At 57.5% G+C, this 20,042-nt stretch carries 16 protein-coding genes; 9 read left to right on the top strand and 7 right to left on the bottom strand.

All coding sequences use genetic code 11. The features are described from left to right. Positions 1 to 50 precede the first annotated feature (50 nt). The 7 genes from HU738_RS04905 to dnaA all read right to left on the bottom strand — a co-directional run bounded on the left by HU738_RS04905 (position 51) and on the right by dnaA (position 10,649). The gene (locus HU738_RS04905) at positions 51 to 1,010 is read right to left on the bottom strand and encodes a TniB family NTP-binding protein (protein ID WP_186601541.1); all 960 of its coding nucleotides are present in this window, start codon (positions 1,008 to 1,010) and stop codon (positions 51 to 53) included. Beyond that, positions 1,007 to 2,965: a TnsB C-terminal domain-containing protein gene (locus HU738_RS04910; protein ID WP_186601540.1), complete on the bottom strand. Its 1,959-nt coding sequence runs from the start codon at positions 2,963 to 2,965 to the stop codon at positions 1,007 to 1,009. Before HU738_RS04910 ends, HU738_RS04905 begins: the two co-directional genes overlap by 4 nt. After that, the gene (locus HU738_RS04915) at positions 2,946 to 3,584 is read right to left on the bottom strand and encodes a TnsA endonuclease N-terminal domain-containing protein (protein ID WP_186601539.1); all 639 of its coding nucleotides are present in this window, start codon (positions 3,582 to 3,584) and stop codon (positions 2,946 to 2,948) included. The genes HU738_RS04910 and HU738_RS04915 overlap by 20 nt, the downstream gene beginning before the upstream one ends. Positions 3,585 to 4,422: 838 nt before the next feature. Then, complete coding sequence (gene gyrB / locus HU738_RS04920) at positions 4,423 to 6,843, bottom strand: DNA topoisomerase (ATP-hydrolyzing) subunit B (RefSeq protein ID WP_176508569.1); 2,421 nt, start codon at positions 6,841 to 6,843, stop codon at positions 4,423 to 4,425. Between the two features lie 4 nt (positions 6,844 to 6,847). Beyond that, positions 6,848 to 7,951 carry a DNA replication/repair protein RecF gene (recF, locus tag HU738_RS04925; RefSeq protein ID WP_186601538.1) on the bottom strand — a complete coding sequence of 368 codons (1,104 nt, stop codon included), beginning with the start codon at positions 7,949 to 7,951 and terminating at the stop codon, positions 6,848 to 6,850. 15 nt (positions 7,952 to 7,966) lie between these two features. After that, on the bottom strand, positions 7,967 to 9,070 hold the full coding sequence (gene dnaN / locus HU738_RS04930; protein WP_054884436.1) for a DNA polymerase III subunit beta: 1,104 nt from the start codon (positions 9,068 to 9,070) through the stop codon (positions 7,967 to 7,969). 40 nt (positions 9,071 to 9,110) lie between these two features. Continuing rightward, complete coding sequence (gene dnaA, locus HU738_RS04935) at positions 9,111 to 10,649, bottom strand: chromosomal replication initiator protein DnaA (RefSeq protein WP_186601537.1); 1,539 nt, start codon at positions 10,647 to 10,649, stop codon at positions 9,111 to 9,113. 584 nt (positions 10,650 to 11,233) lie between these two features. On the opposite strand from dnaA, the gene rpmH reads away from it, so the two are divergent. From rpmH to HU738_RS04980, 9 genes are all read left to right on the top strand, one after another. After that, positions 11,234 to 11,368: a 50S ribosomal protein L34 gene (rpmH, locus tag HU738_RS04940; RefSeq protein WP_003253163.1), complete on the top strand. Its 135-nt coding sequence runs from the start codon at positions 11,234 to 11,236 to the stop codon at positions 11,366 to 11,368. Between the two features lie 13 nt (positions 11,369 to 11,381). Further along, a complete protein-coding gene (gene rnpA, locus HU738_RS04945) occupies positions 11,382 to 11,786 on the top strand; it encodes a ribonuclease P protein component (protein WP_082433472.1) in 405 nt (134 codons plus the stop codon). After that, on the top strand, positions 11,779 to 12,024 hold the full coding sequence (yidD, locus tag HU738_RS04950) for a membrane protein insertion efficiency factor YidD (RefSeq protein ID WP_079230263.1): 246 nt from the start codon (positions 11,779 to 11,781) through the stop codon (positions 12,022 to 12,024). Before rnpA ends, yidD begins: the two co-directional genes overlap by 8 nt. Positions 12,025 to 12,026: 2 nt before the next feature. Next, on the top strand, positions 12,027 to 13,703 hold the full coding sequence (yidC, locus tag HU738_RS04955) for a membrane protein insertase YidC (protein ID WP_176508566.1): 1,677 nt from the start codon (positions 12,027 to 12,029) through the stop codon (positions 13,701 to 13,703). An 85-nt stretch (positions 13,704 to 13,788) separates the two neighbouring features. Further along, positions 13,789 to 15,159: a tRNA uridine-5-carboxymethylaminomethyl(34) synthesis GTPase MnmE gene (mnmE, locus tag HU738_RS04960; protein WP_186601536.1), complete on the top strand. Its 1,371-nt coding sequence runs from the start codon at positions 13,789 to 13,791 to the stop codon at positions 15,157 to 15,159. A 557-nt stretch (positions 15,160 to 15,716) separates the two neighbouring features. After that, positions 15,717 to 17,609, top strand: coding sequence for a tRNA uridine-5-carboxymethylaminomethyl(34) synthesis enzyme MnmG (mnmG, locus tag HU738_RS04965; RefSeq protein ID WP_186601535.1), 1,893 nt, complete (start codon positions 15,717 to 15,719; stop codon positions 17,607 to 17,609). Continuing rightward, positions 17,606 to 18,256, top strand: coding sequence for a 16S rRNA (guanine(527)-N(7))-methyltransferase RsmG (rsmG, locus tag HU738_RS04970; RefSeq protein WP_186601534.1), 651 nt, complete (start codon positions 17,606 to 17,608; stop codon positions 18,254 to 18,256). Before mnmG ends, rsmG begins: the two co-directional genes overlap by 4 nt. A gap of 18 nt (positions 18,257 to 18,274) precedes the next feature. Next, complete coding sequence (locus tag HU738_RS04975) at positions 18,275 to 19,066, top strand: ParA family protein (RefSeq protein ID WP_012316952.1); 792 nt, start codon at positions 18,275 to 18,277, stop codon at positions 19,064 to 19,066. A gap of 9 nt (positions 19,067 to 19,075) precedes the next feature. Beyond that, entirely contained in the window at positions 19,076 to 19,948 is an 873-nt protein-coding gene (locus tag HU738_RS04980; RefSeq protein ID WP_186601533.1) for a ParB/RepB/Spo0J family partition protein, read from the top strand. Positions 19,949 to 20,042: the final 94 nt, after the last annotated feature.

The following is a 20,042-nucleotide window of genomic DNA, read 5'->3' on the forward strand; positions in this document are numbered from 1 at the left end:
CATAAAAATCGGGGGAGTAGAGCCGGGCTAATAAGCCCGGCCCTTGGCCGTCAGGTATTGCTCTCTTCGAACGTCTCAAAAGGCTCCCGCTTCCCGAACAGAGGCTGGAAATTGAAGCTCGCACTGAAGGGGTTTCGATCCTCGGTGGCGTAGCTCCAAACCTCGTCTTCAAAAGCCTGGGCCAGCACAGGAAGTTCAATCCCGACAAGGTCCTGGACTTGAACCAGCCATACAGCCCTGTCCACAATCTTGATGAGGTAGTCGATCAATCCATAGGAAGCCAGGTAGAAGCGTTTAATCATCGCAGGCTCTACAAAACTGATGGTTTGAACAGGCAGTTCGCCCTCGATTGCCTGCAACAACATCACGAAATGAAGAGACGTATTAGCGGAGAAGGTGAAGCGATCGTATGCCACCGTGGCCGAAAACCTGCGTCTCAGTTGCTCGTTTGCTAGCAGGAGATTTTCGGTGCGCTTCAGCCCAATCAGAACAAACGCGATACTGGTTTCATTCATCAGACTCTTGATCCAGTCTGCTGCCTCATACGCACCGTTACGACGATAATCGACCAGGTGCTGCGCCTCATCGAGGACCAACATCTCCACGCCAAGGTTCTTCAGCAGCAGGACTACACGTGCAAATTTAACCTCAGCCGAATGTCCTCGTGCCTCAGCGAAAGGATCCTTCAACTCTGCCAAAATGGCTGCTGCCAGGTTCTTCTTAGTAGGAGACGAAGGCATCTCAACGAACAGAACTGCCCGCTTCTGTGGGTCATGGCTCTCCGATTCCTCCAGAGACCGAATGTACTCCTTGACCAATGTGCTCTTGCCCACACCGCTTGGACCTTGGATCAGCAACCCTTTACTTGCTCTGGTACGCCGACTATCGCCGTGGATTTCGCCTAGTCGCGTCAACGCTCGCTCGACTTGAGGGCTGTGAATAAAACGATCGCGGAGCGTAAAGCTGTATTCACCATGCTCGTAGCATTCGTACAGATCGATGGCGTTCATGGCTTAGAACTCCCAGCAGGGCGACGAACAGAGACCTTGAAGGCTGCTGGCGGAATGTTAGGAATAGAGTCACCGGTCCATTCCACTTCAGCGAGTACCTTGGGTGGAGGCGTGCTTTCGGTCACTCGACCCTCCTTGTCAATTTTCGCTATGGCAGCTGCGCGCCGTTTTCTGAGCGTCTGCGAACGGCGGGCCTCGTCTGCATCCTCCATAATTTCCTGGTAGCACCTGTGCGTAGCCTCGAAGCTAGGCTGCTCATTGTATTTTTCTCGCAGCGCTTTCTCGGCAGCCTTCCACACCTCCCTGCTCTTACCGGCCATTCGCTCATCTTTGGCGGGCACTTTGAAGAACAAGTTTCTGAAGCGGTCGTGAACCCAGACGTGCCCGGCTTCGTCTCGATAACGGACGTTTACCTTTTCCCCGTCTGCCAAACGCATGCGTAGTTCAGCAAGTTCCGTAGAGTGGTAGCCTACTTTGGCTACCTCGATGCCGTAATGATGAACCTTCACAGAGGCCCGCTTGGCCAGAATGCACTCCAACGAATCCAGGTCGACGGGAAGGCTAATGACATGATTCGCCTCGCTAGTCCCCCAGACTTGAGCCGGTGTCCTGTTGTCCAGGCCCCGATGAGGAGTCTGGTGGTAACCATCGACGATCCATTTCACTACCACCGCCTCCAATTGAGGGAGCGTGAAACATGCATTCTTCTCCGAGTCGTAATCACCACGCTGCTGGATATTCGAGAAGGTGGTACCCGGGAGATTGTGGATAAGCCCCAGGTTCTGTGTACTGAAAAAGCGTTCGACGGCACCTTTCCTTTGAGGGGCTCTGGAAGCGGGGTACATGATCTCGATACCCAACTCGTTGAACCCCATGATGAGGTCGCCCGCGTGAAATTCCGCCGCGTTGTCTGGGACGATGCGAGCCGGTAGTCCACGTGCCCACCATTCATTTCTCACTTTCGGAAAGCGCTTCAGCAATTCGGCCTTTGGGCGAATTGAGCGTTCGATCACACGAAGGACAGTTTCCGTATTTGGCGCCGATAGGTGGAGCAGATATCCCATCACCATTCGGGAAAAGCGGTCGAGGACGATCGTCAGATAGGGGCGCCCAATGCATAGCCCCGTGGTTTCATCCACAAGCTGGACGTCCAACAAGGTGTGATCGATTTCCCAACGTTCCAAAATCTCATGAACACGTAGTATCCCTGCCGCAACGCGGTGCTTTTTATCTGCTGCGTGTTTTCCGAGCCTCGCTTTATCCACAAGGTATGGATCGAGCTTGGCAATGTACCTACGAACAGTCATTCCGCTTGGGATCTTGAGCTGATCCGAGGGCAAACGACCTTGGTTTTTCTTTTTTATCTGATCCTCGAACTCCGAAACGACCACGCTTACCGCAGGAATCGTGTCTTGCAGGTAGGTCTCATTGATCACCCCTTCAAGAATTGCTTCAAGCTCTCCCTTGATCGCGGGAGCCCGGCCCTTTTTGGCATGCTGAGGGATGAGCTTTACTACGTTCTGGCCAATGTATTTAGAGGCCCAGCGTCGAATGGTGGAAACCGAGGGTGCGCATACATCCCCAATATTCTTGGCGATTTTTCTAAGGTACTTGATCATGTCTTCGTCACTCGGCAGCTTGTTTTGACCACGCTTGGTTAAGCCGTCCAGATACTTGCGTCTACGCAATGCCTCATCTCCATGTTTTTTGGGGAAGCATGAAATATCTGGAGGGACGTTCCGCACATACGGAACCTTCCCGAGGTATGGCTGATCAGCGGAGATCTCGATCTCGCGCTTCTCGTAACCCTCATAGAATTCCTTCTCGGATAGCTTCGTGGGCTCACCAAGCTCATCGAAGAAGAGCAGCTTCCGGTCAATAAGCCTCTTCTCAAGCACCATCAGGACGCCACGAACGATGACGACCAATTTCACCCTAAGGGAAAAGGTTTGCATGACGGTGCCCCCCTTGAAGGAAGACCGGGGAGTCAGTGTCAATTGACCTATCAAGATCAATGCCCACCACCCCAAGGCCTAACAAGCGCCAGGCTTTCCTGTCACCAACCACGCAGAGCAAATCTGCAACGGTCATAGGCGGCCATTCGTTGAAGGCCGCCATTACCTCCTCCAACGTCTGACGCGAAAGCTCTGGACCGCGCCGGTGATACATCAGCCTTCGAAGATTGGTAGCTAGGGGCTCAGCTTCAATTAACCTTTCAGTGACCACCGAAAAGTTACGGGCGGTGGCGTTGAAGTAGCGCTCAGCGGCATCCAGTCGCTGCCTGACACTGGCTATCTTCAGTCGGTCGTGAGGTTTCACTTCAAACCACCACTCGCGCCCATCCGCGAGGAAAACCTGTACGTCAGGGTAGTATTTGAAGTAGCCCTGGAGCGATGGAATGCGCTCCTCACTGGGCTGCGGGACGTAGCCGATGACCGCAGGAGACAGCTCAAGAAGCCGATAAAATGCGCCTTCAAGCTGGGACTCCCAGGGCACAGGCAGTTTATTTTTGAGCGATGGGAAGTAGCCGCGGTAATGGTTAGACCTCCGCGTGACCACCTTTCGTACTGTCATGAAACACCTCCGAAAATCTCGAAACGAGCGCCGTCGCTGCACCAAAAAATCAAGGCGCAGGGCAGGCGAAGTGAGGCCTTTCGACAGGCAACACTGTGCCGTCGAGTAGCCTCGCTAAGGTTGAAAAGATGGGAGAGGATTGACAGTCGCTTCGAAAAAGCAGACATTGCGGGTTCTGAGGACGCAAGTCTGCTTCGCTAAGCGCGGTCAGTCCTCTCGGGATTGATCGCGTTTTTCTACATTTTCAGGTCTCCTTTTCTGCACATTGGTCATGACGCTCATGACTGATCAGAATCTCAAGCAACCGGTTTGCTCTCTTTATTTCTAAACGATCGCATCGTGATCGCCGGGCCGGTTTGGATCTGGTCTTAGGTTCTCGCTTCAACCAGCTGATTCGATTAGAAATCTTAGAACGAAGCGGAAAAAGTTGGTCATAGATCTTATTCCAACATCTCATCGAAATCCACAAAAAGTCTGAATGGCCAATTACGGTTAAAAGCTGACTCAATGCCAAGTTATATAAATTAATACATAACAAGTATGTGTATTTCACTCTTAACTTGTTCACCTACTAATTTCTTAAAAGCGCGTTGTTCCCTCTACACCTCAAATCCGCCGATGAGCTTTTCAGATTTTTCGGTCTGCCATCAGATCACTTCCTCAACGTCTTCCTTCTCAAGCATTTTTGGAAGGAGTGGAGAGGGCGCCTCGGCAGGAATTTCAGGCAAAAAAAAGCCCGCAAAGGCGGGCTTGATGGTGACCAGCTGGGACCAGGCATGGAGCCTGGCCGGTCAACTATTTGTGAAACCGTGCAGCTATTCTGTGAACCTACACCGGATCAGAAGTCCAGGTTCGACACCGACAGCGCATTGCTTTCGATGAAGTCACGGCGTGGCTCCACCGCGTCGCCCATCAGGGTGTTGAAGATCTGGTCGGCGGCAATCGCGTCTTCGATGGTGACCTTGAGCATGCGGCGGACGGTTGGGTCCATGGTGGTTTCCCACAGCTGCTCCGGGTTCATCTCGCCCAGACCTTTGTATCGCTGAATGGTGTGGCGCTTGGTGCTTTCGTTCATCAGCCAGTCGAGCGCTTCCTTGAACTCGGTGATCGCCTTGCGACGTTCGCCGCGTTGCACGTAAGCACCCTCGCCGAGCAGGGTAGACAGCTTGGCCCCTACGGTGACCACCGAACGGTAGTCGTTGCTGCCGAAGAAGTCGCGGTTGAAGGTGACGTAGCTGGCAAGACCGTGGGAAGTGACTTCTACTTCCGGCAGCCAGACGTTGCGTTCCTTGTCTTCGCGCAGGCTAGCCTGATAGACCAGGCCCGACTTCTGGCTGCTGTTCAAGCGCTCCTGGAACTTCACCAGCCACGCTTGCATCACGGCGTGATCGGCCAACTGTTCCAAGGTGATTTCCGGCAGGTAAATGAAGTGCTCGGTGATGTCTTCCGGGTACAGCCGCGACAGGCGCTTGAGGGTCTTCATCACCGCGCGGAATTCGTTCACCAGCGTTTCCAGTTGTACACCGGAAACGGCTGGCGCCGATTCGTCCAGATGCAAGCTGGCATCTTCAAGGGCCGATTGGGTCATGTATTCTTCCATGGCCTCGTCGTCCTTGATGTACTGCTCCTGCTTGCCTTTCTTGACCTTGTACAGCGGCGGCTGCGCAATATAGATGTAGCCGCGCTCGACCAGCTCCGGCAACTGACGGAAGAAGAAGGTCAGCAGCAGGGTACGGATGTGCGAACCGTCGACGTCAGCATCGGTCATGATGATGATGTTGTGATAACGCAGCTTGTCGATGTTGTACTCTTCGCGGCCGATACCACAGCCCAATGCGGTGATGAGCGTGCCTACTTCCTGGGACGAGATCATCTTGTCGAAGCGTGCTTTCTCGACGTTGAGGATCTTGCCCTTCAGCGGCAGGATCGCCTGGGTGCGACGGTTACGGCCTTGCTTGGCCGAACCGCCTGCGGAGTCACCCTCCACCAGGTACAGTTCGGAGAGGGCAGGGTCCTTCTCTTGGCAGTCCGCCAGTTTGCCCGGCAGGCCGGCGATATCCAGTGCGCCTTTACGGCGAGTCATTTCGCGGGCTTTACGCGCCGCCTCACGGGCACGGGCAGCGTCGATCATCTTGCCGACAACGGCCTTGGCTTCGTTCGGGTTTTCCAGCAGGAAGTCGGCGAAGTACTTGTTCATCTCTTGTTCCACGGCGGTTTTCACCTCCGAGGAGACCAGCTTGTCCTTGGTCTGCGAGCTGAACTTCGGATCCGGCACTTTCACCGAAATGATCGCGGTCAGGCCTTCACGGGCGTCGTCACCGGTGGTGGCGACTTTGTTTTTCTTGGCCAGGCCTTCCTGCTCGATGTAGCTGTTCAGGCTACGGGTCAGCGAGGAGCGGAAGCCGACCAGGTGCGTACCGCCGTCACGCTGCGGAATGTTGTTGGTGAAACACAGCAGGTTTTCGTTGAAGCTGTCGTTCCACTGCAGCGCAATCTCGACACCCACGCCATCGTCACGCTGGACGTTGAAGTGGAAGACCTGCGAGTTGACCGGGGTCTTGTTGGTGTTGAGGTATTCAACGAAGGCCTTCAAACCACCTTCATACTTGAAGAACTCTTCCTTGCCCGAGCGCTCATCCTTCAACAGGATGCCAACACCCGAGTTGAGGAACGACAGTTCGCGGATCCGCTTGGCCAGGATGTCCCAGCTGAAGTGGATGTTCTTGAAGGTTTCAGCCGACGGCTTGAAGTGGATGTGGGTACCGGTAGTTTCGCTGTCACCGACAACGGCCATCGGAGCCTGCGGAACCCCGTGAACGTAGGTCTGCTCCCAGATCTTGCCACTGCGGCGAACAGTCAGCACCAGCTTCTCGGACAGGGCGTTCACGACCGATACACCGACACCGTGCAGACCGCCGGATACCTTGTAGGAGTTGTCGTCGAACTTACCGCCGGCGTGCAGCACAGTCATGATGACCTCCGCTGCCGAAACGCCTTCTTCTTTGTGCACGTCAACCGGAATGCCGCGACCGTTGTCGCGCACACTGATGGATTCGTCCGTGTGGATGATCACCGTGATGTCATCGCAGTGACCGGCGAGGGCTTCGTCGATCGAGTTGTCGACCACTTCGAAGACCATGTGGTGCAGGCCGCTACCATCATCGGTGTCGCCAATGTACATGCCGGGACGCTTGCGTACGGCATCCAAACCTTTCAGCACCTTGATGCTGGAGGAGTCGTACGTTTGATTTTCGCTCATGCCTTCACTCCCGATGGTCGTGGGTCTGGGTGATACGGCCATGTTCCACGTGGAACAAGGCAACTGGCGTTTCCGTTTGCCAGCCTTCCCTCAGTAATTCGTGATCTACACAGGTGATAAACACCTGGCAGCGTAATTCTTCTAGCAAGCGGCACAGTGCGCGACGATGCTGGTCATCCAGCTCGGATGGCAAGTCGTCAACGAGATAAATACAGTGGCCGCGACGAGCCTGACTGACGAGATGGCCCTGTGCGATGCGCAATGCGCACACCACAAGCTTTTGCTGACCACGCGACAGAATGTCGGCTGCATTATTGGCAGCCAGACGAAGACGCAGATCCGCACGCTGCGGGCCGGCCTGGGTATGGCCCATCTGCTGATCGCGAAGGACAGAGGAGGCGAGTACTTCTTGCAGTTCCCGGTCCTTGTCCCAGCCTCGGTAGTAGCTCAGGGTCAACCCGTCCAGCTCGACCAGTTCGCTCAGGGTTCGCTCGAAGACGGGCTTCAAGGCCTTGATGTAGTTGCGACGGTATTCATCTATTTCCGCGCTGGCCAGGCATAACTCTCTGTCCCAGGCGGCTTGCGAAGCAGGGTCAAGTGTACCATGCCGCAACCATGAGTTCCGCTGCCGCAGCGCCTTCTGCAAGCGCTGCCAGGCAGGCAGAAAACGAGGTTCCACGTGGAACACTCCCCAATCGAGAAACTGCCGGCGGATTTTCGGTGCACCTTCCAGCAACCGAAAACTGTCCGGGTTGATGAGTTGCAGCGGCAACAGTTCAGCCAGCTGAGCGGCGCTCCTGGCATTCTGCCCGTCAATGCGGATAGTGAATTCGCCCGCCCGCTCCCGTGAAACACCCAGGTTGCTGGTGCCACCTTCAGCCAACTGCACTTCGCCAAATACCGTACAGGCGGGCTGTTCATACTGAATGACCGGGTTCAACCGGGTACTGCGAAATGACCGGGCAAGGCCAAGCAGGTGCACGGCTTCGAGCACGCTGGTCTTGCCGCTGCCATTGGCGCCGTAGAGGATATTGATGCGGGGGGACGGTGAGAGGGTCACCGGGTGCAGATTGCGCACCGCGGTGACCATGATACGTCGAAGGGACATTTCGTCTGCTACGAGTTACAGACGCATCGGCATAACAACGTAGGAGGAATCGTCGTTGCCAGCTTCCTGCAGCAAAGCACTGCTGTTGGAGTCAGACAGAATCAGACGAACTTGCTCGGTAGTCATAACGCCCAGCACGTCAAGCAGGTAACTGACGTTGAAGCCGATCTCCAGCGAGCTACCTTCGTAGTCCACACCGATCTCTTCTTCTGCTTCTTCCTGCTCAGGGTTATTGGCCTGAATTTTCAATTGGCCGGCAGCCAGCTGCAGGCGAATGCCACGGTACTTCTCGTTGGAGAGAATCGCAGTACGGCTGAACGCTTCACGCAGCGCTTGACGGTCACCCACCACCAGCTTGTCACCCCCCTTCGGCAGTACGCGCTCATAGTCCGGGAACTTGCCGTCGACCAGTTTCGAAGTGAAGGTGAACTCACCGGTGGTCGCACGAATGTGATGCTGGCCGAGTACGATGCTGACCATGCCTTCCGGATCGGTGAGCAGGCGTGCCAGTTCAAGGATACCCTTGCGTGGAACGATGACCTGATGGCGATCATCCTGTTCGATCGGTGCGCTCATCGAGCACAGCGCCAGGCGGTGACCGTCGGTGGATACCGCACGCAGGGTGTTGCGCGACACTTCCAGCAGCATGCCATTGAGGTAGTAACGCACGTCCTGCTGGGCCATGGCGAAGCTGGTGCGCTCGATCAGACGGCGCAGTTTGCTTTGCTCCAGGTTACAGGTCAGCGAGCCCGGGCCTTCTTCAACAGTGGGGAAATCATTGGCAGGCAGAGTCGATAAGGTGAAGCGGCTACGGCCGGCTTTGACCAGCAGCTTCTGCTCGTCCACCTTGATGTCGATCAGTACATCGTTGGGCAGACTTTTGCAGATGTCCATCAGCTTGCGCGCCGGGACAGTGATCTCGCCTGGCTCAGCCGGCTCTTCCAGTTGCACGCGGCCAACCAGTTCGACTTCCAGATCGGTACCGGTCAACGACAGCTGCTGGCCTTGCACGACCAGCAGGACGTTGGACAGCACCGGCAAGGTCTGGCGGCGCTCGACGACACCGGCGACCAGTTGCAGGGGTTTCAACAGGGCTTCGCGTTGAATGGTGAAATGCATGGTCTAGTCCCTTGCCTTCAATTAGCTGCGCTGGCGATCATCACGTCGTCAGCGTCCGCAGCAGGTTCTTGTAGTCCTCGCGGATGTCCGCGTCGGATTCCTTCAATTCATTGATCTTGCGGCAGGCGTGCAGCACCGTCGTGTGATCGCGACCGCCAAACATGTCGCCGATCTCCGGCAGACTGTGGTTGGTCAGCTCCTTCGACAGTGCCATGGCAACCTGACGGGGGCGCGCAACGGAGCGCGAGCGGCGTTTGGACAACAGATCGGCAATCTTGATCTTGTAGTACTCGGCCACGGTACGCTGGATGTTATCCACACTCACCAGCTTGTCCTGCAGCGCCAGCAAGTCTTTCAACGACTCGCGAATCAGCTCGATCGTGATGTCACGACCCATGAAGTGCGAGTGAGCGATCACCCGCTTCAGGGCGCCTTCAAGTTCACGTACGTTGGAGCGAATACGCTGAGCGATGAAGAACGCGGCATCATGCGGCAGCTCGACCTTGGCCTGGTCGGCCTTCTTCATCAAGATCGCCACACGTGTTTCCAGTTCAGGCGGCTCGACGGCAACCGTCAGGCCCCAGCCGAAGCGCGACTTCAGGCGTTCTTCCAAACCTTCGATTTCCTTCGGGTAACGGTCGCTGGTGAGAATCACCTGCTGACCACCCTCGAGCAACGCATTAAAGGTGTGGAAAAACTCTTCCTGGGAACGCTCTTTACGGGCGAAGAACTGGATATCGTCGATCAGCAGCGCATCGACCGAACGGTAAAAACGCTTGAATTCATTGATCGCGTTCAGCTGCAGCGCCTTGACCATATCCGCGACGAAGCGCTCGGAATGCAGGTACACGACCTTCGCATTCGGATTCTTCTTCAGCAGGTGGTTACCCACAGCATGCATCAGGTGGGTCTTACCCAGGCCGACGCCGCCATAGAGGAACAGCGGATTGTAGCCATGCTTGGGATTGTCGGCGACCTGCCAGGCAGCAGCGCGGGCCAACTGGTTCGACTTACCTTCTACAAAGGTCTCGAAGGTGAACGTTCGGTTCAGGTAACTGGTGTGCTTGAGCGCGCCTTCCACCTGAACAGTGCGCTGTTCGGTACGGCTGCCAGCAGCCGTTGCCGAAGGGCTGTCCCCCATGCCGTCGAAGCTGTCATTCGAAGCCGGTTCAACGACCTCGTTCGCTTGCACCGCCTCTGTTGCCGGGGCCTGCGCCGGTTCAGCAACAGTGGTAATCGCAGGCGCAGCGGCCTGTTGCGTCTGGCTTTGCGCAAGTGTGGCAGCCACTGCGGCGCTGACGGGTGCATTAGGTGCAGCACGTGGGGCAGAGCTGCGACGACTACCTATTAACAAGGAAAGGGCGGGCGCAATGCCATCGCCGTTTTCACCCAACAGTTCGAGCAGACGGCCGAGGTACTTTTCATTCACCCAGTCGAGCACGAAACGGTTCGGCGCATAGACGCGCAACTCGTCGCCTTCGGCTTCGACCTGTAGCGGACGGATCCAGGTGTTGAATTGCTGGGCAGGCAGTTCATCGCGCAGAAGCTCCACGCACTGCTGCCAAAGTTCCACTGACACGGATATCCCCTGAGTTGAAAGCCGGATGAGGCAAAAACAAACCGCCATTGTACCGGTCGAGCGATCAGTTATCCACATGTGGAAACATTCTGAGCCATGACAAAACAGCCATTTAGCGGCCAAAACGTCTCTCAGCGACTGTGAATAAGCTCTGTGGATAACTGGCCATGAGGGCTATGCACAACCCGGGGTCGCAGCCTGTTGATAACTCCACTGTGGATAACAGACTTTTCTATCCACAGCCTTTCAGCAGCTCCATCACAAGCGCAGCACCTGTTACCGACAAGGTTTCGGATTTCTGTAGGCCGCGTGATTACAGGGCTGTATTAGGTTATCCACAGAAGGTTATCCACTTAAGATCTATAAGTTCTTCAGAAAAGCTTTTTATATGTCTCTTCTTTTTTTTCATTTTGTCGTCCGTCTGCGTGACTGAGCAACCCTTCCTGGCCCAGCAGCTGTCAGGACGCCTTCTATAAGGAAAGACTGGTTGGAAATTGACCTATGGGCTTGCTTTCTCTAGAATCGCCGATCTCTTAAAAAGGGGGCCATTCCGGCCCGTAGTCGACAAACCAGGTAACAACGCCATGAAACGTACTTTCCAACCAAGCACCATCAAGCGCGCTCGCACCCACGGCTTCCGTGCCCGTATGGCTACCAAGAACGGCCGCGCTGTTCTGTCGCGTCGTCGTGCCAAAGGCCGTAAGCGTCTGGCCATTTGATTTTTCGGCACAGGTGGTGAGTCAGGACTTCAGTCGGGAAAAGCGTCTGCTTACACCCCGGCACTTCAAAGCGGTCTTCGACTCCCCAACCGGCAAGGTTCCAGGGAAAAACCTGCTGATCCTTGCTCGCGAGAACGGCCTGGATCATCCAAGGCTTGGCCTGGTGATCGGCAAGAAGAGCGTCAAGCTCGCCGTTCAACGCAACCGCCTCAAGCGCTTGATGCGCGATTCCTTCAGGCTCAATCAGCAATTGCTGGGTGGCCTGGATATAGTGATCGTCGCGCGCAAGGGATTGGGTGAGATAGAAAACCCGGAATTGCACCAACACTTTGGCAAGCTCTGGAAACGCCTGGCACGCAGCCGGCCAACTCCAGCGGCAAACGCCGATTCCGCAGGGGTAGACAGTCAAAATGCGTAAACTGGCCCTCGTTCCGATCCAGTTTTACCGTTACGCCATCAGTCCCCTGATGGCCAATCACTGTCGTTTCTACCCCAGTTGCTCCTGTTACGCTCTTGAAGCCATTGAAAACCATGGCCTCTTGCGTGGCGGGTGGCTAGCCGTTCGTCGCCTGGGGCGTTGTCATCCGTGGAACGACGGCGGTTTCGATCCCGTTCCCCCCGCTCCTTCCTCCCGAACTTCTTCGATAGCCGAGTAATCATGGATATTAAACGCACGATCCTGATCGTCGCCCTGGCAATCGTGTCCTACGTCATGGTCCTCAAGTGGAACGAGGACTACGGCCAGGCTGCCCTGCCGACTCAGAATACTGCTGCCAGCACTGCTGCCCCGGCCTTGCCCGACGGTGTGCCGGCCGGTACCGCCAGCGCCGATGTGCCGAGCGCCAATGCCGAATCCAGCCCTGCCGAACTGGCTCCAGCTGCAGTCAGCAAGGACCTGATCCGGATCAAGACCGATGTCCTGGACCTGGCTATCGATCCGGTCGGTGGTGACATCGTCCAGCTGAACCTGCCGAAATACCCACGCCGCCAGGACCATCCGGACATTCCGTTCCAGCTGTTCGACAACGGTGGCGAGCGCGTCTACCTGGCGCAAAGCGGCCTGACCGGCGCCAACGGTCCGGATGCCCGTTCGTCGGGTCGTCCGTTGTACGCTACCGAACAGAAGAGCTACCAGCTGGCTGATGGCCAGGACCAACTGGTCGTCGACCTCAAGTTCAGCGATAACGGCGTCAACTACATCAAGCGCTTCAGCTTCAAGCGCGGTGAGTACGACCTGAATGTCAGCTACCTGATCGACAACCAGAGCGGCCAAACCTGGAACGGCAACCTGTTTGCCCAGCTCAAACGTGACGCCAGTTCCGACCCATCGTCGAGCACCGCCACCGGCACCGCCACCTACTTGGGCGCCGCCATGTGGACCGCTTCCGAGCCTTACAAAAAGGTCTCGATGAAGGACATCGACAAAGGTAGTTTGAAAGAAAATGTGTCCGGCGGCTGGGTCGCCTGGCTGCAGCACTACTTCGTGACCGCCTGGATCCCGGCCAAGTCGGACAACAATGTTGTCCAGACCCGCAAGGACAGCCAGGGCAACTACATCATCGGCTATACCGGCCCTGCGCTCAGCGTTCCGGCTGGCGGCAAGGCTGAAACCAGCGCCATGCTGTATGCCGGCCCGAAGATCCAGTCGAAGCTGAAAGAACTGTCCCCAGGTCTGGAGCTGACCGTCGACTACGGCTTCCTGTGGTTCATTGCCCAGCCAATCTTCTGGCTGCTGCAACATATCCACAGCCTGCTGGGTAACTGGGGTTGGTCGATCATCGTCCTGACCATGCTCATCAAGGGCCTGTTCTTCCCGCTCTCGGCTGCCAGCTATCGCTCGATGGCGCGCATGCGTGCCGTGGCGCCGAAGCTTGCCGCGCTGAAGGAACGCTTCGGTGACGATCGCCAGAAGATGTCCCAGGCGATGATGGAGCTGTACAAGAAAGAGAAGATCAACCCGCTGGGCGGCTGCCTGCCGATCCTGGTGCAGATGCCGGTGTTCCTGTCGCTGTACTGGGTACTGCTGGAAAGCGTCGAGATGCGCCAAGCCCCATGGATGCTGTGGATCACTGACCTGTCGATCAAGGATCCGTTCTTCATCCTGCCGATCATCATGGGCGCCACCATGTTCATCCAGCAGCGTCTGAACCCGACGCCACCGGATCCGATGCAGGCCAAGGTAATGAAAATGATGCCAATCATCTTCACCTTCTTCTTCCTGTGGTTCCCAGCAGGTCTGGTGCTGTACTGGGTTGTGAACAACTGCCTGTCGATCACTCAGCAGTGGTACATCACCCGCCGTATCGAAGCAGCCACCAAAAAAGCTGCTGCTTGACGGGCTACTGCGCTAGCCTGTGAATAAAAACGCCCCTTCGGGGGCGTTTTTGCTATCTGTCGTTTTGTCGTAGAGGCTTTCGAGCATGAACACTGTGGGTGAAACCATCGCTGCCATCGCCACCGCCCAAGGCCGCGGTGGCGTCGGTATCGTCAGGCTGTCCGGGCCATTGGCAAGCAAGGCTGGCCAGTTGATCACCGGTCGGACGCTGAAGCCACGCCATGCCCACTACGGGCCATTCCGCGATGAGGATGGCCTGGTGCTGGATGAAGGCATTGCGTTGTACTTCCCTGGGCCGAACTCGTTCACCGGCGAGGATGTACTTGAGTTGCAGGGACATGGCGGCCCGGTTGTCCTGGATATGCTGCTGCAGCGTTGTGTGCAAGTCGGTTGCCGTCTGGCGCGCCCAGGCGAGTTCAGCGAGCGGGCGTTCCTCAACGACAAGCTTGATCTGGCCCAGGCCGAAGCCATCGCTGACCTGATCGAGGCGAGCTCCAGCCAGGCTGCACGCAATGCCTTGCGCTCGCTGCAGGGCGAATTCTCCAAGCGTGTGCACAGCCTGACAGAGGCGCTGATTGCCCTGCGCATTTATGTCGAGGCCGCGATCGACTTCCCTGAAGAGGAGATCGACTTCCTCGCCGATGGCCATGTGTTGTCGATGCTTGATGCCGTCCGCGCCGAGTTATCCACTGTACAGCGCGAGGCCGGGCAGGGCGCCTTGCTGCGTGACGGCATGACGGTGGTCATTGCCGGCCGGCCAAACGCCGGCAAGTCGAGCTTGCTGAACCAGCTGGCGGGGCGTGAGGCGGCCATCGTCACCGACATCGCCGGCACCACCCGGGATATTCTGCGAGAACATATCCACATCGACGGCATGCCCCTGCACGTCGTCGACACGGCCGGCCTGCGAGATACCGACGACCATGTGGAAAAGATCGGCGTGGAACGAGCGCTCAAGGCTATCGGCGAGGCCGACCGCGTACTTCTCGTAGTCGATTCCACCGCACCCGAGGCCAGTGACCCGTTCGCCTTGTGGCCCGAGTTTCTTGACCAGCGTCCAGATCCGGCGAAGGTCACGCTGATTCGCAACAAAGCGGACCTCAGCGGTGAGCGGGTAGGGTTGGAGTTGTGCGAAGACGGCCATGTAACCATCACCCTGAGTGCCAAAGGTGACATCCAGGGGCTGCAGTTGCTGCGCGATCACCTGAAGGCCTGCATGGGTTATGAACAGACCGCCGAGAGCGGTTTCAGCGCCCGTCGGCGCCACCTGGATGCCTTGCGCCAGGCCAGTTCGCACCTGGAGCATGGCCGCGCCCAACTGACCCTGGCTGGCGCGGGTGAATTGTTGGCAGAAGACTTGCGGCAGGCACAGCAGGCCCTGGGTGAAATCACCGGCGCGTTCAGCTCCGATGACCTGCTGGGGCGGATTTTCTCCAGTTTCTGCATCGGCAAATAGTCCACAACCAGGAAAATCCAAGGCCGCTCCGTTGGGAGCGGCTTTTTTTTGCCTGCGATTTATCCACTCGTCGGATCTTTAGCACCCACTCTGGCCCCTGTAGGAGCGGCTTTAGCCGCGAAAAGGCCAGTACAGATCCACATAAAATCATCCACAGACCCGATTTCATGTTCAGGAGCCCTGTGGAAAACCCACCTTTAGCCCTCTTGATAAGCAGGCTTTTTTTCTGAGGACAAATCCGCTTGTGGGTAAACCATCATTTAATCCACAGGCTAAAGGACGTTATCCATAACCCTCAGGGTGGGTAAGCCACAGGGTTAAATTTCGCTGTAAACCTTACATTGAAAGGGCTGCAGAACCTTATCCACAGGTTAGGCTGTGCATAAGAATAAACATAAAAACAAAGCTTTTATAAAATTTTCTTCTTTGATTTCTGTTGTCTGCCATTCATCCACAGACTGGTCAAAATTTGCTCAGACGGTTCCTTTGCAGGGGGTGAAGTCCCTATACTTGTCCGCTTACCTTCTCTATTCGCAAAAACAGGCACGAGGTGCGTGGTGGATTTCCCTTCCCGTTTTGAAGTGATCGTCATCGGCGGCGGCCATGCCGGTACCGAGGCTGCGCTTGCGTCAGCACGCATGGGGGTGAAAACCCTGCTGTTGACCCATAACGTGGAAACCCTCGGTCACATGAGCTGCAACCCGGCAATTGGTGGCATCGGCAAGAGCCATCTGGTCAAAGAGATCGATGCACTCGGCGGCGCCATGGCGCTGGCCACCGACAAGAGCGGCATCCAGTTCCGCATCCTGAACAACCGCAAGGGCCCGGCGGTACGCGCCACCCGCGCCCAGGCCGACCGCGCCATCTACAAGGCCGTGGTACGCGAAATCCTGGAAAACCAGCCGAACCTGTGGATATTCCAGCAGTCCTGCGACGACCTGATCGTCGAACAGGACCAGGTCAAAGGCGTGGTGACCCAGATGGGGCTGCGTTTCTTCGCTGAGTCCGTGGTACTGACCACCGGTACTTTCCTCGGCGGGCTTATCCACATCGGCCTGCAGAATCATTCCGGCGGTCGTGCCGGTGATCCGCCGTCAATCGCCCTGGCTCACCGCATGCGCGAACTGCCGCTGCGCGTCGGCCGGCTGAAAACCGGTACCCCGCCACGTATCGATGGGCGCTCCGTGGATTTCTCGGTGATGACCGAACAGCCCGGTGACACCCCGATCCCGGTGATGTCGTTCATGGGCAACGCCGCCATGCACCCCCGCCAGGTGAGCTGCTGGATTACCCACACCAATGCCCGCACCCACGAGATCATTGCCTCGAACCTCGACCGTTCACCGATGTACTCCGGTGTGATCGAGGGTGTTGGCCCGCGCTATTGCCCGTCGATCGAAGACAAGATCCACCGCTTCGCCGACAAGGAAAGCCACCAGGTGTTCATCGAGCCTGAAGGCCTGACCACCCACGAGCTGTACCCCAACGGTATTTCCACTTCGCTGCCGTTCGATGTGCAGCTGGAACTGGTGCGCTCGATCCGCGGTATGGAAAATGCCCACATCGTCCGCCCGGGTTACGCCATCGAGTACGACTACTTCGACCCGCGTGACCTGAAGTACAGCCTCGAGACCAAAGTCATCGGCGGCCTGTTCTTTGCCGGCCAGATCAACGGCACCACCGGTTACGAAGAAGCCGGCGCCCAGGGCCTGCTGGCCGGTACCAACGCCGCGCTGCGTGCGCAAGGCCGCGAAAGCTGGTGCCCGCGCCGTGACGAGGCGTACATCGGCGTGCTGGTCGACGACCTGATTACCCTGGGTACCCAGGAGCCATACCGCATGTTCACTTCGCGTGCCGAGTACCGGCTGATCCTGCGCGAAGACAACGCGGACCTGCGCCTGACCGAAAAAGGTCGCGAGCTCGGTCTGATCGATGACGAACGTTGGGCTGCGTTCTGCGCCAAGCGTGACGGCATCGAGCGTGAAGAGCAGCGCCTGAAATCGACCTGGGTGCGTCCGAACACCGAGCAGGGGCAGGCCATTGTGGATAAGTTCGGCACTCCGCTGGCCCACGAGTACAGCCTGCTCAACCTGCTGGCGCGTCCTGAGATCGACTATGCCGGGCTGATCGAAGCGACCGGCGGTGCAGAAATCGATCCACAGGTGGCCGAGCAGGTCGAGATCAGGACCAAGTACGCCGGTTACATCGATCGCCAGCAGGACGAGATCGCCCGACTGCGAGCCAGCGAAGACACCCGACTGCCTGTGGATATCGACTACACCACGATTTCCGGGCTGTCGAAGGAGATCCAGGGCAAGCTTGGCCAGACCCGTCCAGAGACGCTGGGCCAGGCTTCGCGTATTCCAGGCGTTACCCCGGCGGCCATTTCACTGTTGTTGATTCATCTGAAAAAACGCGGCGCAGGCCGCGAATTGGAGCAAAGCGCTTGAGTTCCCTGGTCACCCCGCAACATGCCGAAGAGTTGTCCACAGGTGCGCGCCAGCTGGGCGTCGAACTGAGCGCCGAGCAGCATGAAAAGCTGCTGGGCTACCTGGCCCTGTTGATCAAATGGAACAAAGCCTACAACCTCACTGCCGTGCGTGACCCGGACGAGATGGTCTCCCGCCATCTGCTCGACAGCCTCAGCGTCATGACGTTTATCCACAGCGAGCGTGACAACTGGCTGGATGTCGGCAGCGGCGGTGGCATGCCCGGCATTCCTTTGGCTATCCTGCATCCGCACAAGCAGGTGACGGTGCTGGACGCCAATGGCAAGAAGACGCGCTTCCTGACCCAGGTGAAGATGGAGCTGAAGCTGGACAACCTGAGGGTTATCCACAGCCGGGTCGAAGCTTTCCAGCCGTCGCAACCGTTCAGCGGCATCATCTCCCGCGCCTTCAGCAGCATGGAGAACTTCACCAACTGGACACGCCATCTGGGCGACACCGGGACGCAATGGCTTGCAATGAAGGGGCTGCATCCTGCCGATGAACTGGTAGCATTGCCCGCAGACTTCACAGTGGAAAGCGAGCAGGCCCTGACCGTTCCAGGTTGCCAGGGCCAGCGCCATCTGCTGATACTGCGCCGCAAGGCTTGATTGGGAACACACGCAACAATGGCTAAGGTATTCGCAATCGCGAACCAGAAAGGTGGTGTCGGCAAGACCACCACCTGTATCAACCTCGCAGCATCGCTGGCCGCGACCAAGCGTCGTGTGCTGCTGATCGACCTCGATCCGCAGGGCAACGCGACCATGGGTAGCGGTGTGGACAAACACGAACTCGAGCATTCGGTCTATGACCTGCTGATCGGGGAATGCGACCTTGCCCAGGCCATGCACTACTCCGAGCACGGCGGCTTCCAGCTGCTGCCGGCTAACCGCGACCTGACCGCCGCGGAAGTGGTGCTGCTGGAAATGCAGGTCAAGGAAAGCCGCCTGCGCAACGCCCTGGCGCCGATCCGCGAAAACTACGATTTCATCCTCATCGACTGCCCGCCGTCGCTGTCGATGCTGACGCTCAATGCGCTGGTCGCCTCCGATGGCGTCATCATCCCGATGCAGTGTGAGTACTACGCCCTGGAAGGGCTCAGCGACCTTGTGGATAACATCAAGCGCATCGCTGCCCGGTTGAACCCGGAACTCAAGATCGAAGGCCTGCTGCGGACCATGTATGACCCGCGCCTGAGCCTGAACAATGATGTTTCGGCGCAGCTCAAGGAGCATTTCGGCGAGCAGCTGTACGACACGGTCATCCCGCGCAACATCCGCCTGGCCGAGGCTCCGAGCTTCGGCATGCCGGCGCTGGCCTACGACAAGCAATCGCGTGGCGCTCTGGCTTATCTGGCCTTGGCCGGTGAACTGGTACGCCGTCAACGCCGTCAATCACGCACTGCACAGACAACTTAAGGAATCCGCATGGCCGTTAAGAAACGGGGTCTCGGACGTGGGTTGGATGCACTGCTCAGTGGTCCTTCCGTCAGCGCGCTCGAAGAGCAGGCTGTGAAGATCGACCAGAAAGAACTGCAACACCTGCCCGTCGAACTGATCCAGCGCGGCAAATACCAGCCGCGCCGCGACATGGACCCTGAGGCACTGGAAGAACTCGCACACTCGATTCGCAACCATGGGGTGATGCAACCGATCGTGGTCCGCCCGGTCGACGGTAGCCGCTATGAGATCATTGCCGGTGAGCGCCGCTGGCGCGCCACCCAGCAAGCCGGTCTCGACACCATCCCGGCGATGGTGCGCGAAGTGCCGGATGAAGCCGCCATCGCCATGGCGCTGATCGAGAACATTCAGCGCGAGGACCTCAACCCGCTGGAAGAAGCCCTGGCCCTGCAGCGCCTGCAGCAGGAGTTCGAGCTGACCCAGCAACAGGTGGCCGATGCCGTGGGCAAGTCGCGGGTGACCGTGGCCAACCTGTTGCGCCTGATTTCGCTGCCCGAGGCCATCAAGACCATGCTCGCCCACGGCGACCTGGAGATGGGCCATGCCCGCGCATTGCTCGGCCTCGAGGAAGAACGTCAGGAAGAGGGGGCGCGTCATGTTGTCGCACGTGGCCTGACCGTGCGCCAAACTGAGGCATTGGTCCGTCAATGGCTCAATGGCAAACCTGATCCGGTCGAACCGAGCAAACCTGATCCGGACATTGCACGCCTTGAACAGCGGCTCGCAGAGCGCCTTGGCTCCGCCGTGCAGATACGTCACGGCAACAAGGGCAAAGGCCAGTTGGTTATCCGCTACAACTCGCTTGACGAGTTGCAAGGCGTGCTTGCTCACATCCGCTGAAACAATTCCCGTTGTAGCGCGCAGTCGGAAATCACTACCGAAGAGTTGAATAGGGGTTAATCCACCCCTATACTCTGCGCGCATTTTGTCGGCA

The sequence above is a fragment of the Pseudomonas vlassakiae genome, from assembly GCF_014269035.2.
In the GTDB taxonomy this organism is placed as follows: domain Bacteria; phylum Pseudomonadota; class Gammaproteobacteria; order Pseudomonadales; family Pseudomonadaceae; genus Aquipseudomonas; species Aquipseudomonas vlassakiae.

Excerpts from the sequence above, each read along its gene's own strand:
- HU738_RS04905 (WP_186601541.1), bottom strand. The coding sequence starts at position 1,010 with ATGAACGCCATCGATCTGTACGAATGCTACGAGCATGGTGAATACAGC.
- HU738_RS04910 (WP_186601540.1), bottom strand. The coding sequence starts at position 2,965 with ATGCAAACCTTTTCCCTTAGGGTGAAATTGGTCGTCATCGTTCGTGGC.
- HU738_RS04915 (WP_186601539.1), bottom strand. The coding sequence starts at position 3,584 with ATGACAGTACGAAAGGTGGTCACGCGGAGGTCTAACCATTACCGCGGC.
- gyrB (WP_176508569.1), bottom strand. The coding sequence starts at position 6,843 with ATGAGCGAAAATCAAACGTACGACTCCTCCAGCATCAAGGTGCTGAAA.
- recF (WP_186601538.1), bottom strand. The coding sequence starts at position 7,951 with ATGTCCCTTCGACGTATCATGGTCACCGCGGTGCGCAATCTGCACCCG.
- dnaN (WP_054884436.1), bottom strand. The coding sequence starts at position 9,070 with ATGCATTTCACCATTCAACGCGAAGCCCTGTTGAAACCCCTGCAACTG.
- rpmH (WP_003253163.1), top strand. The coding sequence starts at position 11,234 with ATGAAACGTACTTTCCAACCAAGCACCATCAAGCGCGCTCGCACCCAC.
- yidD (WP_079230263.1), top strand. The coding sequence starts at position 11,779 with ATGCGTAAACTGGCCCTCGTTCCGATCCAGTTTTACCGTTACGCCATC.
- yidC (WP_176508566.1), top strand. The coding sequence starts at position 12,027 with ATGGATATTAAACGCACGATCCTGATCGTCGCCCTGGCAATCGTGTCC.
- mnmE (WP_186601536.1), top strand. The coding sequence starts at position 13,789 with ATGAACACTGTGGGTGAAACCATCGCTGCCATCGCCACCGCCCAAGGC.
- HU738_RS04975 (WP_012316952.1), top strand. The coding sequence starts at position 18,275 with ATGGCTAAGGTATTCGCAATCGCGAACCAGAAAGGTGGTGTCGGCAAG.
- HU738_RS04980 (WP_186601533.1), top strand. The coding sequence starts at position 19,076 with ATGGCCGTTAAGAAACGGGGTCTCGGACGTGGGTTGGATGCACTGCTC.